The organism is Pseudomonas sp. CFBP 13602, from assembly GCF_014842725.1.
Lineage (GTDB): Bacteria > Pseudomonadota > Gammaproteobacteria > Pseudomonadales > Pseudomonadaceae > Aquipseudomonas > Aquipseudomonas baltica.
In genome coordinates this window covers 181,328-196,168 of sequence record NZ_JACYVT010000008.1, presented here as the reverse complement: position 1 = coordinate 196,168, position 14,841 = coordinate 181,328, and the positions used below count along the sequence as shown (strand labels likewise).

Genomic DNA, 14,841 nt, shown 5'->3' with positions numbered 1-14,841 from the left:
AGCTGTGGTGAAGGAAGCGGATGTTCGGCCGACGCATGGGGGCTGCAACTGGCGTCGGCGTAGCCTTCTCCAGTGCAGCCCCCGGTTGAATCAGAACTCGTGATCGGCGGTGTCCGGGTTCAGATCGGTGATGCCCAGTTTGCCGGCGGCCTGTTCGATTGCGCCGGTCTGCTTGACCAGGGCGGCGATGGCATCGCGTACCACCTGCTGGCCGGCGGCGTTGTCGGCGCTGATCAACTGGTCGAAGTGCTCGCCCTTGTTGGCGCGGTCGACGATGGCCTGCATCTTCGCTTCGGTGTCGGCCAGATCGGCCTTGAGTGCGGTATCGGCAGCCGGGTCGGCCTTGGCCACCAGTGAGGACAGGCTGGCGCCGGTCAGCTTGGTGCCGTCGGTACGGGTGTACTCGCCCAGGTACACGTTGCGGATGCCCTTGGCATTGTAGAAGGCGGAATTGTGCGTGTTGTCGCTGAAGCAGTCGTGCTCGTCTTCCGGCGAGTTGGCTTCGAGCGCGACCTTCATGCGTTCGCCGGCCAGTTCGCCGAGCGACAGGCTGCCCATGCCGAAAAGCATTTTGCGCAGGCCGCTGTCGACCGGTTCGCCGACCAGCGTGGCGCGGTAGTTGTCGGCCACGTTGGGCTTCCAGTTGGCGAGCATCTCTTCGAGGTCGCTGACCAGCAGATCGGTGACGGCCTTGAGGTAGGCGCGACGGCGATCGTTGTGGCCGCCGGTGGCGCCCGCGCCGTCCATGTAGTCGGAGGCAGGGCGGTTGCCGGCGCCAGGGCCGGTACCGTTGAGGTCCTGGCCCCAGAGCAGGAATTCGATGGCGTGGTAGCCGGTGGCGACGTTGGCCTCCGAACCGCCCAGCTCGTTCAGGCTGGCAAGCTTCTCGGGAGTGATCTCGCTGACGTCGACCTTGTCTTCACCGACCTGGATTTCCTTGTTGGCGATGATGTTGGCGGTCGCGCCCGGGTTGCCCAGAGCGTGCTCGTAGCTCTTGTCGGTGTAGTCGATCAGGCCTTCGTCCAGCGGCCAGGCATTGACCTGGCCTTCCCAATCGTCGATCAGGGTGTTGCCGAAGCGAAAGGTTTCGGTCTGCAGGTAGGCAGGGCGCGAGGCTACCCAGGCGTCGCGTGCGGCCTTCAGGGTGGCGTCGCTGGGTGCGGCAAGGAAGGCGTCCACGGCTTTCTGCAGCGTCTGGGCAGTGCTCAGCGCGTCTTCGAAGGTGGCGTGCACGATGTCGGCGTAATGGGCAACCACGGCCTTGGCGGCCGCCTCGTCCAGAGTCCCGGAGGCCGTGGGCACCGCAGCCGGGGCCGCCGGGGCGGATGCAGCCGGGGCTGGGGCCTGGGCAGCGGTGGTGGTTTGCTTGTCCTTGCTGTCGCAGCCGGCAAGAGCGATGGCGATGGCCAGCAGACTGGCGGTGGCCAGGGGCGTACGAATCATGGCGAAATCCTGCGTCAAGAGTGGCGAGCGGGCGCGCCTGTGGCGCGCAAAACTGCGCCATAATGCGAAAGATTTGCATTTTCTGTAAAGGGTTAATGTGAAAAAACCTTCAGGCTGGCATGTCTGCCGCTAGGTTTGCGACGGAGTCCGCGCCAGGCTGGTACGGCTGCGCTCGGATTGCTTGAGCAGGGCGGTCAGTTCGCGAGCGGCCAGGGGTTTGCTGTAGAGGTAGCCCTGGCCCTCATGACAGCCCTGGGCGACGATGTACGCTTCCTGCTCCAGCGTTTCCACGCCTTCGGCGATCACCTGCATGTTCAGGCTCTTGCCCAGCTGGATGATCGCCCGGACGATGGTCGCGTCGTCCTCGTCGTTGAGCACGTCCTGAACGAAACTCTTGTCGATCTTGATCTTGTCCAGTGGCAGTGACTTCAGGTAGCTGAGCGAAGAATAGCCCGTGCCGAAGTCGTCGATGGCGATCAGCGCACCCGAGCGTCGCAGACTCAGCAGGTGCTGCGCGGCGGTGCTGATGTCTTCCATCAGGCCGGTTTCGGTGACTTCCAGTTCGAGGCTGCGCGGCGGCAGGCGGTACATTTGCAGGATGTTGCTGACCACCCGCGGCAGTTCGTTGTGATGCAACTGCACGGTCGACAGATTGACCGCCATGCGCAAGCCGCTGAAACCCTGATCGTGCCACTCGCGCAGTTGGCTGCAGGCCTCGTTCAGCACCCACTCGCCGATGGCAATGATGCTGCGGTTCTGCTCGGCCAGCGGAATGAACTGATCGGGTGGCACCAGGCCGTGCTCGGGATGCTGCCACCTCAGCAGTGCCTCGACGCCGACGATCCGGTGGTCGCGGTAGCTGATCTGTGGCTGGTACACCAGATGCAGTTGATTGCGTGCCAGTGCCTCGCGCAGGTCTTTTTCCAGCTCGCGGCGCCGGCGCATCTCGGTGTCGACGCTGGCAATGTAGAACTGGTAGCGGTTGCGCGAGCGGACCTTGGCCAGGGTCATGGTCTGCTCGGCTTTCTGCAGCAGGTTTTCGGTGCTGTCGCCGTCTTCGGGAAACAAGGTGATGCCGATGGTTGCGCGCAGGCGAATGGAGTGCGGGTCGAGCGGGAAGGCGGCATCGAGGTCGTCGAGAATGCGCTGGGCCAGTTCTGCCGCTTCGTAAGGTTGTTCGATGTCGGCCTGGACCAGTGCGAACTGATCGCCGCCCAGGCGGGCCAGGGTGCCGAACCTACCACTGTGGGCCCGCAGGCGATCGGCCAGCGCGCGCAGCAACTGGTCACCGGTCTGGTAGCCAAACTGTTCGTTGATGCCCTTGAAGTCGTCGAGGCCGACGCACAGCACCGCCACCCGCCGCTGCAGGCGATGGGCGTCGAGCAGCACCTTGTCAAGTTGCTGCTGCAATTGCACGCGATTGGCCAGGCCGGTCAGGAAGTCATGCTGGGCCATGTGCAGCATGCTGTCTTCGGCTTCGTGGCGCAGTTGGGTGTTGCGCTCGATGGAGGCCAGGAGTTGATTGGCGGTATTCACCCATAGGCCCAGCTCGTTGTGTTCATGGCCGCGCGGCAACGGCAATTGGTACTCGCCGGGGCGGTCGGGGTTGATCTGCAGCAAGTGTTTGATGATCCGCGACAACGGCTTGGTCAGCAGCCAGTGATAGATCAGGTACAGCAACAGGCCCAGGGCGAGCGCGCGCAAGGTGCCGGAGATGAAGATGATCACCGAGCTGACGATGAAATCCTCGCCATAGGTGGCGGTGTCCAGGGTGATGTGCAGGTCGCCGTAGTATTCGCTGTAGGGCCCGCGGCCGATCAGGCGTGTACTGAAGCTGCGCTCCTGGCCGAGGATGCGATCGGTCAGCCAGCGGCTGGTCAGGCTCTGTAGCGGACGCGAACGTTCGGCGAGCATGGGTTCGTCGGGATGGCCGATGGAAGCCTGGCGCACGGCATCGTCCTGGAACAACCCTTCGATGACCTGCATGCCCATTTCCCGGTCCAGGCTATAGACCGCCTGGGTCGACGGATCGCGGAACATGGCGAGGATCCGCTCGGCGTCGGCGGAGATGGCCTGGCGGGTCTTGTAGCCATCGAAGACGATTTGCGCACAACTGAGCACCATGCCCACGACCAGTGCCGACATCAGTACCACGCGAAGCAACTTGACGGACAAGCTGTTCCTGACTTCCAGCTTCAATGGCAATTCCTTGTTTCGAACGCTTGGCATCAAGATGCCATGAGTATTGGCAACTTACCGTAAGCCGTAAAGCCACAAATGTGCGCGAGCCGTACCGATGGTCTTGAATACCGGAGGACGCGCCAGTGTGTCGGCCGACCCGGACGTATTCTTGAGCGGCCATGTAGCAACAAGGTAAACGAAGCGTGCCTTCGGCGTATGCAGGCAGGCACAAAAAAGCCCGGCACGAAGGCCGGGCTTTTCAACAGTGCAGCAGGTCAGGCGGTGAACGCCTGGCCTTCGTACTGCTGGGCAACGAAGTCCCAGTTCACCAGGTTCCAGAACGCCTCGACGTACTTGGGGCGGACGTTGCGGTAGTCGATGTAATAGGCGTGTTCCCAGACGTCGCAGGTCAGCAGCGGGGTATCGCCGTTGGTCAGCGGGTTGCCGGCACCAATGGTGCTGGCCAGGGCCAGGGAACCGTCGGCTTTCTTCACCAGCCAGCCCCAGCCGGAACCGAAGGTGCCGACCGACGTCTTGGTGAATTCTTCCTTGAAGGTGTCGAACGAGCCGAACGCGGTGTTGATGGCTTCGGCCAGGGCACCGGTAGGCTGGCCGCCGGCGTTTGGCGCCAGGCAGTTCCAATAGAAGGTGTGGTTCCAGACCTGGGCGGCGTTGTTGAAGATGCCACCGGAAGACGACTTGACGATCTCTTCGAGGGTCTTGCCTTCGAACTCGGTGCCAGGCACCAGGTTGTTCAGGTTCACGACATAGGTGTTGTGGTGCTTGTCGTGGTGATACTCCAGGGTTTCCTTGGAGATGTGCGGCTGCAGGGCATCGTGGGCGTAGGGCAGCGGCGGCAATTCGAAAGCCATGGTGATTCTCCTAATCAGGTCTGTTGCGGTTTGCGCAAGGCCGATCACGGGCGGCCTGGAAAACGTCGGCGAGTTTTTACTCTTTGCGACGCAGTGCCGGATCATAGCATCGGCATAGTGGCTTAACCACGCAACAACTGTGTGGAATAGAGGTTCCAGAGCCTTTGCGTGGCCAGACTGACGGTTTCAGGCGAATACCAGTTGCGCGGCTACGGCGAACATCATCACCGCCACCATCAGATCGAGCAGGCGCCAGGTGTTGGGCCGCGCCAGCCAGGGCGCCAGCCACGCCGCAGCCAGGGCCAGGCCGAAGAACCACAGCAGTGATGCGCTGGTGGCGCCGGCGACATAGGCGGCAGGCACGCTTTGCTGGGCGCCGAGCGAGCCGATCAGCAGGACCGTGTCCAGATACACGTGGGGGTTGAGCAGGGTCACCGCCAGCGCGCTGAGCAGCACCGCCCTGCGCGAGCGCAATCCGGCGGTGCCGGCCTGTTCCAGGCTTTGCCGCGAGCAGGCACGGCGCAGGGCCTTGACGCCGTACCAGAGCAGAAACAACGCACCGCCCCAGCGTGCCACCGCCAGCAAGGTCGGATTGTGCGCCAGTACCGTGGCCAGGCCGAACACACCCGCAGCCACCAGCAGCGCATCGCATACCACGCACAGCAGCGCCACGGGCAGGTGATGCTCACGGCGCAGGCTCTGCGCCAGAACGAAAGCGTTCTGCGTGCCGATCGCCATGATCAGGCCGAACGCGACCAGCAAACCGTTCAAGTAACTCTGCCACATCGCTGTATCTCCCATTTGATGCTGGCCATTGTGAGGGGTGGCGCGGTATAAGAAAAAGCAATAGTGCTGATCACTCATTAGGAAATCTGATGTTCGATTACAAGCTGCTCGCCGCGCTGGCCGCTGTGGTGGAGCAAACGGGCTTCGAACGCGCTGCGCAGGTGCTGGGCCTGTCGCAATCGGCCGTGTCGCAGCGGATCAAGCTGCTCGAGGCGCGGGTGGGTCAGCCCGTGCTGATTCGCGTCACGCCGCCGGCACCCACCGATATCGGCCGCCGCCTGCTCAACCATGTGCAGCAGGTACGCTTGCTCGAGCGTGACCTGCAGGGGCAGGTGCCGGCGCTGGATGAACAGGGCATGCCCGAGCGCCTGCGGATTGCCTTGAACGCGGACAGCCTGGGCACTTGGTGGGCCGGCGCGGTCGCGGATTTCTGCATTCGCGAGCAATTGCTGCTGGACCACGTGGTGGAGGATCAGGACGTCGGGCTCAAGCGTATGCGCGCCGGTGAAGTGGCCGCCTGCCTGTGTGCCAGCGAGCGGCCCCTGGCCGGGGCGCGCAGCCTGTTGCTGGGGGCCATGCGCTATCGCGCGCTGGCCAGCCCCGAGTTCATGGCTCGGCATTTTCCCGCGGGCTTCGAACCGGCCCATCTGCCCCGCACGCCCGCGCTGGTGTTCGGCCCCGACGATTATCTGCAACATCGTTTTCTGGCGTCGCTGGGGCTGGCGGAAGGTTTTCTCCATCACCTGTGCCCGTCGTCGGAAGGGTTCAACCGGTTGGCCAAGGCCGGGATGGGCTGGGGCATGGTCCCCGAGCTGCAGGTCGAGGATGCACTGGCTGACGGCAGCCTGATCGAGATCGTTGCCGGGCATCCTGTGGACGTGCCGTTGTTCTGGCACCACTGGCGCAACGGCGGGCAATTGCTCGAGCGCCTCACCCGGCATCTGCACGAGGGCGCCGCAAGCTGGTTGGTGCCGCTGTGAGCCCTGCGTGCGTCTACCGCTAGCGGCCCGGTCGCCCACAGCCAGGGTGCCGAGCAGAGAGTGACCTCGAAGAACGCTGCAGGACCTTCCCGAGGTCGTGCTGCGGCAACACATTGAACGATGCACAGCGGAGCAATTCATGAAGATTCTGGTTACCGGCGCAAGCGGCTTCATCGGCGGGCGCTTCACGCGCCTGGCGTTGGAGCAGGGGCTTGAAGTGCGCATCAACGGTCGCCGGGCCGAAGGGGTCGAGCATCTGGTACGACGCGGCGCACAGTTCATGCAGGGCGACCTGCTCGACCCCGACCTGGCCAAGCGCCTGTGCATCGGCGTCGACGCCGTGGTCCATTGCGCCGGTGCCGCAGGTACCTGGGGCCGCGCCCAGATGTTCCAGCAGGCCAATGTCGAGGTCACCGAGAACGTCGTCGAGGCCTGCCTCAAGGAGCACGTGCAGCGGCTGGTGTATCTGTCTTCGGCAGCGGTCTGTTTCGACGGTCGCAGCCATCTGGCCATCAAGGAAGAGCAGGTGCCGGGACGTCTGCGCGGGCATGCCGCGCGCAGCAAATGGCTGGCCGAGCGCAAGGTGCTCGGCGCTGCCGAGTTCGGCCTGGAAACCGTTGTGCTGCGAGCACATCGGGTGACCGGTGCGGGCGACGGGCAGCAGTTCGCGCGGTTGATCGAGATGCAGCGCAAGAATCGCCTGCGGATTATCGGCGACGGCTTGAACAAAGTCGATTTCACTAGCGTGCAGAACCTCAATCAGGCACTGCTGGGCGCTCTGACGGCAGGCGATACCGCGCTCAACCAGGTCTACAACATCAGCAATGGCGCGCCGATACCGCTGTGGGACGTGATCAACTACGTGATGCGTCAGCTGGAGTTGCCCCAGGTACGTCGCTACCGCGACTTCGGCCTGGCCCACGTCAGTGCTGCGGTCTGCGAGTCGGCGTGCCTGCTCTGGCCCGGCCAACCCCGACCGCGCTTGTCGCGTTTTGAAGTCCAGGCCTTGCACGAGCATTTCACCCTGGATATCAATCGCGCCCGGCATTACCTGGGCTACGAGCCACGCACGTCCGTGTGGGCATCGCTGGATGAATTCTGTGGCTGGTGGCGTGCCCAGGGCACGCCCGGCGGTTGAGCCAATCGCCCGGGTGGTCGGCCAGTGCCCGCCGTTGCAAGGGTATACTCGCGGTCCTGGCCATTACCCCGTGACACAAAGGTTTCTCACATGCGCAAAGATGCTCCCGACGACTTCGACGACAATCTGCCCAGTTTGCGTGGTGATACCCGCGACGACCACGAGTTTGCCCCAGTGGGCGGCGGGCGCGATCGCGACGCGTTGTACTCGCGCAACACGCCGGTGGTGCGCGTCAAGGCGCCCAGCACGGGTGCGCTGTGGGCGCTGATCGGCGCGTTGTTCATCGCCCTGGGCGGCCTGGGCTGGTGGAGTTTCCAGCAGATCAACCTGATGGAGCAGCAACTGGTAGCGACTCAGGAGAGTTTTGCGCGCATCAGCGAAGAAGCGGCGGGGCGCCTGCAGGACATCAGCGGCAAAGTAGCCAACACCCAGTCCACTGCCGTATCCGGTAGCGAAGCGCTGCGGGCCGAAATCAAGCAGTTGCAGGACCAGCTGGCGCAACAGACTCAGCAACAGAGTGGCGTGGCCGGCCAGCAGAGCACCTTGCAGACCCGTCTGGAACAGGCCGCGTCTCAGGTGGCTGCGCAGCAGACGCTCAACGAGCAATTGCAGACGCAGTTGAAGGCGCTGGCGACCGAGCTTGCGACGTTGAAGCAGGCACAGCCGGACACCGGCAAGTTGCAGGCACGTCTGGACAGCGTGGACGGCGAGCTTGCCGCGTTGAAGAAGAGCAATCCGGGCGCGCAGCTCGAACGCCTGGAGCAGGATCTCATCGTGCTCAAGAGCGAGCAGGACAATCGACCGGCGGCCACCAGTGGCCCCAGCATCAGCGAGTTCGATGCGTTCCGCGGACAGGCCACGCGCAGCTTGAACACGCTGCAGAGTCAGGTGCAGAACCTGCAGCAGCAGATCAGCCAGCTGCGACGCTGAACGGCCGGGCACGCCTGGCGGCGGCCCGGCCTGCCGCTTACATGCGCGGGTAGTCCAGGTAGCCTGCGGCGCCCTTGGCGTAGAACGTTTCGGGGTGTGGCTCGTTCAATGGCGCGTCGGCCTGCAGGCGTTCCGGCAGGTCGGGGTTGGCGATGTACGGAACGCCGAAGGCCACGGCGTCGGCAATGCCATTGGCCAGGGCGGCGTTGGCCGACGCCTTGTCGAAACGCTCGTTGACGATGTACGGACCGCCAAACGCATCACGCAGTTGCGCGGCCAGGCTGTCCTCGCCTTCCTTCTCGCGGGCACAGATGAACGCGATGCCGCGCTTGCCCAGTTCGCGGGCAACATAGGTGAAGGTTTCGGCACGGTTGCCGTCGCCCATGTCGTGCAGGTCGGCACGTGGCGAGAGGTGCATGCCGACACGGTCGGCGCCCCAGACGTCGATGGCCGCATCGGTCACTTCCAGCAGCAGCCGTGCACGGTTTTCCAGGGAGCCGCCATAGGCGTCGGTGCGCTGGTTGGTGCTGCTCTGCAGGAACTGGTCGAGCAGGTAACCGTTGGCGCCGTGGATTTCCACGCCATCGAAGCCCGCAGCCTTGGCGTTTTCCGCGCCCACTCGATAGGCCTCGACGATGTCGGCGATTTCAGCGGTTTCCAGTGCCCGTGGGGTTTCGAAACCGGTGATCGGACGCACCAGGCTGACGTGGCCGTCGGCGGCGATTGCGCTGGGGGCCACCGGCAGCTCGCCGTTCAGGTATTGCGAATGCGAGATCCGGCCCACGTGCCACAGCTGCAGCATGATCCGGCCACCGGCGGCGTGCACGGCCTGGGTGACGTTGGCCCAGCCGCGAACCTGGTCGTTGGACCAGATGCCAGGGGTGTCCGGGTAGCCGACGCCCATGGGCGTCACCGAGGTCGCTTCGCTGAGGATCAGCCCGGCGCTGGCGCGTTGCACGTAGTAGTCGGCCATCATCTGGTTGGGCACGCGGCCCTCGTCGGCGCGGCAACGGGTCAGCGGTGCCATGATGATGCGGTTCGGCAGTTCCAGTGCGCCGAGCTTGATCGGGTCGAAAAGTGTGGTCATGAAGAACAGCCTCTATCAGTGAGTGACGGGTGCCAGGTCCGGCGTCCGGGTCTGGCGAAAAGTGATCAGGGTGACGATCAGGGCAAGCACGGCCAGTGCGGCGGCGGCCAGCGGCACGCTGGTCAGGCCCAGGCCACCGGCGATGACGGCGCCGCCGATCCAGGCGCCCAGGGCGTTACCGACGTTGAAGGCACTGATGTTCAGGGTCGACACCAGGTTGGGCGCCGACTTGCCGAAGGTCACCACGTTGATCTGCAGCGCAGGCACGGCGGCGAACGCCGCGGCGGCCCAGAGGAATAACGTGATTTCGGTCGGGATGACGGCCACTGCGGTCCAGCTCAGCGCGGTGGACACCACGGCCATGGCCGCGAAGACCCCGATCAGGGTGGCACCCAGGCGTCGATCGGCCAGCTTGCCGCCGATGATATTGCCCACGGTCAGGCCCAGGCCGATCAGCAGCAGGGTGTAGGTGACCCCGCGCGGTGATATGCCGGTGACATCACCCAGCAGCGGCGCGATGTAGGTGAACAGGGTGAACATGGACGCGGCGAACAGCGCTGTCATGCTCAGCGACAGCCAGATGCCGGCGCCCTTGAGCGCCGACAGTTCGGCGACCATGTCCAGCTTGGCTTCTTCGCGATTGCCTGGCAGAAAACGCAGCAGACCGATCAGCGCGATCACGCCGATCAGGGTGACCACCCAGAACGTCGAGCGCCAGCCCGCCGCCTGGCCCAGCGCAGTGCCCAATGGCACGCCCAGCACGTTGGCCAGGGTCAGGCCAGTGAACATCAAGGCCACCGCCGAGGCACGCTTGTTGGGTGCCACCAGCCCTGCAGCCACCACCGAGCCGATGCCGAAAAAGGCACCGTGGGACAGCGCGGTGACCACCCGAGCGAACATCAGCACGTTGTAGTCGCTGGCGATGGCGCAGAGCAGGTTGCCGACGATGAAGATGCCCATCAGCACCACCAGCGCCGCTTTTCGCGGCAGGCGCGCGGTGGCCAGGGCCATGAACGGCGCGCCGATGGCCACGCCCAGGGCGTAGCCGGTGACCAGCCAGCCGGCGCTGGGAATGCTGACGCCGAGGTCGCCTGCCACATCGGGCAACAGGCCCATGATGACGAACTCGGTGGTGCCGATGGCGAAGGAGCTCAGCGCCAGGATCAGCAGGGATAAAGGCATGAAAAAATCCTTGTCAGAGCTGTGCGCTCATTTGCGCGAGAAACGCCTGGATGACGTCCTCGTTGCGTTTGAAGAAGTGCCACTGGCCAACCTTCTTGCTGCTGATCAGGCCGGCCCGTTGCAGGGTGGCCAGATGCGCCGAGACGGTTGACTGCGAGAGGCCGCAGCGTTGGTCGATCTGCCCGGCACATACACCGTTTTCGGTGCTGTGGTGCTGATCGGGAAACTGCCCTTGGGGATCCTTGAGCCACGCCAGGATTTCCCTGCGCACGGGGTGGGAGAGGGCTTTTATTATTTCGTCGAGATCGAGGGACATGACGTACTCGGCTTATATCGGGACGAGGCGAAATATATATCTGTATTTCGCGATATACAAATATGAATGTGTGCTAACGACGGGTCATTCGGCTATATCGGGTTATAACGATACAGTCGCAATGGTGCTAAGCTGCGCGGCATGAACTACCTGGCACACCTTCATCTCGGCGGTCCTGCACCTGAGCAACTGCTCGGCAGCCTCTATGGCGATTTCGTCAAAGGCCCGCTGGCAGGGCGCTTCAGCGCACCCATGGAGGCCGGCATTCGCCTGCATCGGCAGATCGATGCATTCACCGACAGTCACCCGCTGGTGCTGCGCGCCATCGGCCGCTTCCCGGCCGAACGGCGCCGCTATGCCGGGATCATCGTCGATGTGTTTTTCGATCATTGCCTGGCGCTGCACTGGGCGGACTATTCCCGGCAGCCGCTGACGGCGTTCACCGACCATGTCTATCGGGTGCTGGCAGCCGAAGCCGAGCTGCCGGGGCGGCTGGCGGCCATGGCGCCGCACATGATCGCCGAGGATTGGTTGGGGTCGTACCGGGATTTCCAGATCATCGAGCGGGTGCTGCAGGGGATCTCACGGCGGTTGTCCAAGCCCGAAGGGCTGGCTGGAGGGTTCGAGGAAGTACGAGCCCTGTACGCGCCACTGACCGAAGATTTCCGCGCGTTCTATCCGGTGGTGCAGGGGTTCGCGCGGGAGAGGCGGTGACTGTACTGACGTATTCGCGGGCAGAGGGCTCGCCGCCCGCGAATGACGCAACTCGGAACACCAGACTCACGCCGCCTGCCGCAGCTCCTCAACCTCCCCGAACAACGCGAAGCGCACTGCCTCCTGAGCCTCATAGGCCAGTGCCGCGCGTTCCTTGCCCAGGCTGGCGATCGGCGCCAGCACCTGGATCAACACCTGCCCGCGGGGCTGAGCAAAGATGCGCAGCAAGTGCGACAGCAGATCATCATCGCCCACAAACGGCGCGATCGGATCCAGCTCGCCGTCACGCTGATAGCGGATCGCGATCGGCTGCACCGGCACGCCGGCGTCTATGGCGCTGGACATCAGCCGCCCATGGAACGTACGCAGGCTGTGACCATCGGTGGTGGTGCCCTCGGGGAAGATCATCAGGTCCAGATCGTTGCGCAAGTGCTGGGTCATCTGCCGCCGGATCAACTGGCTGTCGCCCGCGCCGCGACGAATGAACAACGTGCCGGCCTTGAGCGCCAGCCAGCCGGCCACTGGCCAGGTACGCACTTCGGCCTTGGACAGGAACGAAAGCGGCGCCAGCATGCCGAGCAGAGGGATGTCGGTCCAGGAGACATGGTTGCCGACCCACAGCATGGGCTTGTGCGGCAACTCGCCCTGCACGGTCACCTCGAACGGCAGCGCGTTGCTCAGGCGCACCATGAACCAGCGCGACCAGCGCTGACGGCGGCCCATGCAGTCGGGCAGGCGCATCCGCTCCAGCAGGCTGAACATCGCGGCCAGCGCCAGGCCCAGGCCGATCACCCAGAGCAGGCGCAGGATGCGCGCGTACACGCGCCAGCGCGGCATCACACGGCCGCCTTGAAGTGGCGAGCGTAGCGCGGGCAGAGATCGTCGCGCTTGAGCAGGATGAACACGTCGGCAACCTGGAAATCCGGGTCCCAGCACGGCTCGCCACAGATCTTCGCGCCCAGGCGCATGTAGGCCTTGAGCAGCGGCGGCAGTTCGGCAATGACGTTGCCTGGAATGTCCAGGCTGGGCAGGGGCATCTTCGGCTCGGCGCGCAAGTGCTCGGTGCACAGGTAGCGCTCGCGCAGACGCTGCATGATCGCCTGGACCTGGATGCCGCCATCCTGCATCGGGATGCTGGCGCAGCCCATCAGGTAATCGTAGCCACCTTCGTTCAGCACCTCCGCCAGCTCGCCCCAGAGCACCGCGATGGTGCCGCCGTTGCGGTAGGCGGGGGCCACGCAGGTGCGCCCGATTTCCAGGATCGAGCCTTGCAGGTGGCGCAGGCCGTGCAGGCTGAATTCTTCTTCGCTGTAGAAGCGCCCCAGCCGGTCGGCAGCGCGGTGGTCGAGCAGGCGTGTGGTTGCTACCAGTCGCCCGGTGGCCAGGTCGCGCACCCCGATGTGCTGGCAATGGGCATCGTAGTCGTCGATATCCAGACCTTGCTCGGCGCTCTTGAGTTTGGCGTTGAGCTCGGTGCTGAACACGGCGAAGCGCAGGGCCTGGGCCTCGTGCAGAGCTTGCGGGCCGACAAGTCGTTCGGCGTGCAGACGGCGTTCGGTACGGGTGTCGCCAGAGCGTGCGATCTGAGTCATTGCAAGTCTCCAAAAGCCGGCCGGTGAGTGCGGCAGGTCGATTTTGCTAGGCATGGCCAGCCTAGGAAGACCCGGTGTCATCACCATGAAGCTTTGGTGATGCTTGCGTGACAGCCCTCGACCGCCATACGCCACACAACTCTTGCAGCGAACGGCTGTCATACCCGCACTGCACACTCGCTCCAACCTCGATCACGAGCCTTCCCCGCATGCCGCGTCTGCTTATCCTGTCGATCTCTCTGCTGTGCGCGTTACCGGTGGGTGCGCAGAATTGGCCATCCGAACGATGGAACCAGGCACCGGCACCGGCGTCGCCGGCCATTGCCGCCCTGGAGCAATACGCGTTCGTCGCCCGCGATGACGCCGTGCGCGAAGGCGTGCGCACCGATGCGCTGCTGGTGGTCCGCGACGGCGAGATCGTCTACGAGCGCTACGCCGGCCCCGGTGCTGCCGACCGGGTGCATGCCACCTGGTCGATCAGCAAGAGCCTGCTGGCCACGGTGATGGGCGTGGCCTATGGCGAAGGGCGTTTTGCCCTGCAGGATGCCGCCGCCGACTATTTCCAGCCCCTTGCCCAGCACCGCGATATACGCGTGCAGGACCTGTTTCACTGGGCGTCGGGGCTGGACTGGCAGGAAGACTACGAATATGCACCGCTCAATTCCTCGGTGGTGGCGATGCTCTACACCCGTGGTCATCACGACATGGCCAGCTATGCGGCGAGCCACCGGCGTGCCTACGTGCCCGGCGAACATTTCCGCTACTCCAGTGGCGACAGCAATCTGCTTGCCGCAGCGCTGCGCAACATGGTCGGCCTGCACGAGTACCCGGACTATCCCTGGCAGGCGTTATTCACGCCTCTGGGTATCGACCAGGCGGTGTGGGAAACCGATGCCAGCGGCACATTCGTCGCCTCGTCCTATGCCTACCTGACCGCGCGCGATCTGGCCCGGGTGGGCCTGCTGATGCAGCGCGATGGTCAATGGCGTGGCCGGCAATTGCTGCCGCAGGCGTGGGTGGCCTTCAACCGCAAGCCGTTCGCCCCGAGTGAGCACGTTGCGGGAGAGCCCGCAGCAGGCGCGCACTGGTGGCTCAACAGCAATATGGCCTGGCCGCATGCTCCGCGCAGCACCATGGCGGCACTGGGGCATTGGGGACAGGCGCTGTACGTGCTGCCCGAGCAACGCCTGGTGGTGGTGCGCTATGCCGACGACCGCGATGGCAGCTTCAGCCACGATGCGCTGTTGCAGCGGATCGTGGCCGCCTTCGCCGCACCGGGTGGCCAATGAGCACTGGCAAGCGCGCCTGGGCGGCGCTCGGCCTGCTGCTGTCGCTGGCGGCGGCCACTTGGCTGTGGCACGAACGCACGCAGTTGCTGGCCTTTCCCGACATTCTCAGCGCCTTTTCAGCGAAGGAATACTGTTCGTGCCGCTATGTGCTGCAAAACAGTGCCGACTACTGTCAGAGCTACATCAAGCAGTATCTGCCGCTCAGCAGCCTGAGCGAGGACGCTGGCCAGCGGCGGGTTCTGGCCAGCGGCCTGGGGCGCAGCAATACGGCGGCCTGGGTTGGGCCCCGGCAAGGCTGCCGATTGATTCCCGGGAGCGACGGATGAACCGG

The 14,841-nt window shown here is 64.5% G+C and carries 15 protein-coding genes; 6 read left to right on the top strand and 9 right to left on the bottom strand.

Annotated elements, in window-relative coordinates:
* Window positions 1-90: 90 nt before the first annotated feature.
* The 4 genes from IFU31_RS17865 to IFU31_RS17850 form a co-directional block, all read right to left on the bottom strand.
* Window positions 91-1,443, bottom strand: coding sequence for an imelysin family protein (locus IFU31_RS17865; RefSeq protein WP_192104008.1), 1,353 nt, complete (start codon window positions 1,441-1,443; stop codon window positions 91-93).
* A gap of 129 nt (window positions 1,444-1,572) precedes the next feature.
* On the bottom strand, window positions 1,573-3,642 hold the full coding sequence (locus tag IFU31_RS17860; RefSeq protein WP_122479437.1) for a putative bifunctional diguanylate cyclase/phosphodiesterase: 2,070 nt from the start codon (window positions 3,640-3,642) through the stop codon (window positions 1,573-1,575).
* Window positions 3,643-3,899: 257 nt separating this feature from the next.
* Window positions 3,900-4,496 carry a superoxide dismutase gene (locus tag IFU31_RS17855; protein WP_122479436.1) on the bottom strand — a complete coding sequence of 199 codons (597 nt, stop codon included), beginning with the start codon at window positions 4,494-4,496 and terminating at the stop codon, window positions 3,900-3,902.
* Window positions 4,497-4,682: 186 nt separating this feature from the next.
* Complete coding sequence (locus IFU31_RS17850) at window positions 4,683-5,282, bottom strand: LysE/ArgO family amino acid transporter (RefSeq protein WP_122479435.1); 600 nt, start codon at window positions 5,280-5,282, stop codon at window positions 4,683-4,685.
* Between the two features lie 89 nt (window positions 5,283-5,371).
* Between IFU31_RS17850 and IFU31_RS17845 the strand changes: the two genes are divergently transcribed.
* From IFU31_RS17845 to IFU31_RS17835, 3 genes are all read left to right on the top strand, one after another.
* Window positions 5,372-6,262, top strand: coding sequence for a LysR family transcriptional regulator ArgP (locus IFU31_RS17845; protein ID WP_192104006.1), 891 nt, complete (start codon window positions 5,372-5,374; stop codon window positions 6,260-6,262).
* Between the two features lie 139 nt (window positions 6,263-6,401).
* A complete protein-coding gene (locus IFU31_RS17840; RefSeq protein ID WP_122479433.1) occupies window positions 6,402-7,400 on the top strand; it encodes an NAD-dependent epimerase/dehydratase family protein in 999 nt (332 codons plus the stop codon).
* 90 nt (window positions 7,401-7,490) lie between these two features.
* A complete protein-coding gene (locus IFU31_RS17835; protein ID WP_185794013.1) occupies window positions 7,491-8,330 on the top strand; it encodes an ATPase in 840 nt (279 codons plus the stop codon).
* A gap of 37 nt (window positions 8,331-8,367) precedes the next feature.
* Here IFU31_RS17835 and IFU31_RS17830 read toward each other — a convergent pair whose 3' ends face one another.
* From IFU31_RS17830 to IFU31_RS17820, 3 genes are read right to left on the bottom strand one after another with little or no spacing between them, the layout of a single operon-like run.
* Entirely contained in the window at window positions 8,368-9,417 is a 1,050-nt protein-coding gene (locus IFU31_RS17830) for an alkene reductase (protein WP_122479431.1), read from the bottom strand.
* Between the two features lie 15 nt (window positions 9,418-9,432).
* Window positions 9,433-10,599, bottom strand: coding sequence for an MFS transporter (locus IFU31_RS17825; protein WP_122479430.1), 1,167 nt, complete (start codon window positions 10,597-10,599; stop codon window positions 9,433-9,435).
* Window positions 10,600-10,612: 13 nt separating this feature from the next.
* On the bottom strand, window positions 10,613-10,915 hold the full coding sequence (locus IFU31_RS17820) for an ArsR/SmtB family transcription factor (protein WP_043186925.1): 303 nt from the start codon (window positions 10,913-10,915) through the stop codon (window positions 10,613-10,615).
* A 141-nt stretch (window positions 10,916-11,056) separates the two neighbouring features.
* Here IFU31_RS17820 and IFU31_RS17815 point away from each other — a divergent pair, with 141 nt between their 5' ends.
* The gene (locus tag IFU31_RS17815) at window positions 11,057-11,629 is read left to right on the top strand and encodes an acyl carrier protein phosphodiesterase (RefSeq protein ID WP_192053630.1); all 573 of its coding nucleotides are present in this window, start codon (window positions 11,057-11,059) and stop codon (window positions 11,627-11,629) included.
* 66 nt (window positions 11,630-11,695) lie between these two features.
* On the opposite strand, the gene IFU31_RS17810 is transcribed toward IFU31_RS17815, so the two are convergent.
* Both IFU31_RS17810 and olsB read right to left on the bottom strand, forming a co-directional pair.
* A complete protein-coding gene (locus IFU31_RS17810; protein WP_192104005.1) occupies window positions 11,696-12,466 on the bottom strand; it encodes a lysophospholipid acyltransferase family protein in 771 nt (256 codons plus the stop codon).
* Window positions 12,466-13,221, bottom strand: a complete 756-nt coding sequence (gene olsB / locus IFU31_RS17805) for an L-ornithine N(alpha)-acyltransferase (protein ID WP_192104004.1) — start codon at window positions 13,219-13,221, stop codon at window positions 12,466-12,468. The genes IFU31_RS17810 and olsB overlap by 1 nt, the downstream gene beginning before the upstream one ends.
* 209 nt (window positions 13,222-13,430) lie before the next feature.
* Between olsB and IFU31_RS17800 the strand changes: the two genes are divergently transcribed.
* Together IFU31_RS17800 and IFU31_RS17795 are read left to right on the top strand one after the other, a co-directional pair.
* On the top strand, window positions 13,431-14,510 hold the full coding sequence (locus tag IFU31_RS17800; protein ID WP_192104002.1) for a serine hydrolase domain-containing protein: 1,080 nt from the start codon (window positions 13,431-13,433) through the stop codon (window positions 14,508-14,510).
* Window positions 14,507-14,836 carry an amidase gene (locus IFU31_RS17795; protein WP_122479425.1) on the top strand — a complete coding sequence of 110 codons (330 nt, stop codon included), beginning with the start codon at window positions 14,507-14,509 and terminating at the stop codon, window positions 14,834-14,836. The genes IFU31_RS17800 and IFU31_RS17795 overlap by 4 nt, the downstream gene beginning before the upstream one ends.
* The last annotated feature ends 5 nt before the right edge of the window (window positions 14,837-14,841 follow it).

What these genes read in the sequence shown, in the direction of transcription:
- IFU31_RS17845 (WP_192104006.1), top strand. Translation starts at nt 5,372, where the DNA reads ATGTTCGATTACAAGCTGCTCGCCGCGCTGGCCGCTGTGGTGGAGCAA.
- IFU31_RS17800 (WP_192104002.1), top strand. Translation starts at nt 13,431, where the DNA reads ATGCCGCGTCTGCTTATCCTGTCGATCTCTCTGCTGTGCGCGTTACCG.
- IFU31_RS17820 (WP_043186925.1), bottom strand. Translation starts at nt 10,915, where the DNA reads ATGTCCCTCGATCTCGACGAAATAATAAAAGCCCTCTCCCACCCCGTG.
- IFU31_RS17865 (WP_192104008.1), bottom strand. Translation starts at nt 1,443, where the DNA reads ATGATTCGTACGCCCCTGGCCACCGCCAGTCTGCTGGCCATCGCCATC.
- IFU31_RS17840 (WP_122479433.1), top strand. Translation starts at nt 6,402, where the DNA reads ATGAAGATTCTGGTTACCGGCGCAAGCGGCTTCATCGGCGGGCGCTTC.
- IFU31_RS17850 (WP_122479435.1), bottom strand. Translation starts at nt 5,282, where the DNA reads ATGTGGCAGAGTTACTTGAACGGTTTGCTGGTCGCGTTCGGCCTGATC.
- IFU31_RS17795 (WP_122479425.1), top strand. Translation starts at nt 14,507, where the DNA reads ATGAGCACTGGCAAGCGCGCCTGGGCGGCGCTCGGCCTGCTGCTGTCG.
- IFU31_RS17825 (WP_122479430.1), bottom strand. Translation starts at nt 10,599, where the DNA reads ATGCCTTTATCCCTGCTGATCCTGGCGCTGAGCTCCTTCGCCATCGGC.
- IFU31_RS17815 (WP_192053630.1), top strand. Translation starts at nt 11,057, where the DNA reads ATGAACTACCTGGCACACCTTCATCTCGGCGGTCCTGCACCTGAGCAA.
- IFU31_RS17810 (WP_192104005.1), bottom strand. Translation starts at nt 12,466, where the DNA reads ATGCCGCGCTGGCGCGTGTACGCGCGCATCCTGCGCCTGCTCTGGGTG.
- IFU31_RS17855 (WP_122479436.1), bottom strand. Translation starts at nt 4,496, where the DNA reads ATGGCTTTCGAATTGCCGCCGCTGCCCTACGCCCACGATGCCCTGCAG.
- olsB (WP_192104004.1), bottom strand. Translation starts at nt 13,221, where the DNA reads ATGACTCAGATCGCACGCTCTGGCGACACCCGTACCGAACGCCGTCTG.
- IFU31_RS17830 (WP_122479431.1), bottom strand. Translation starts at nt 9,417, where the DNA reads ATGACCACACTTTTCGACCCGATCAAGCTCGGCGCACTGGAACTGCCG.
- IFU31_RS17835 (WP_185794013.1), top strand. Translation starts at nt 7,491, where the DNA reads ATGCGCAAAGATGCTCCCGACGACTTCGACGACAATCTGCCCAGTTTG.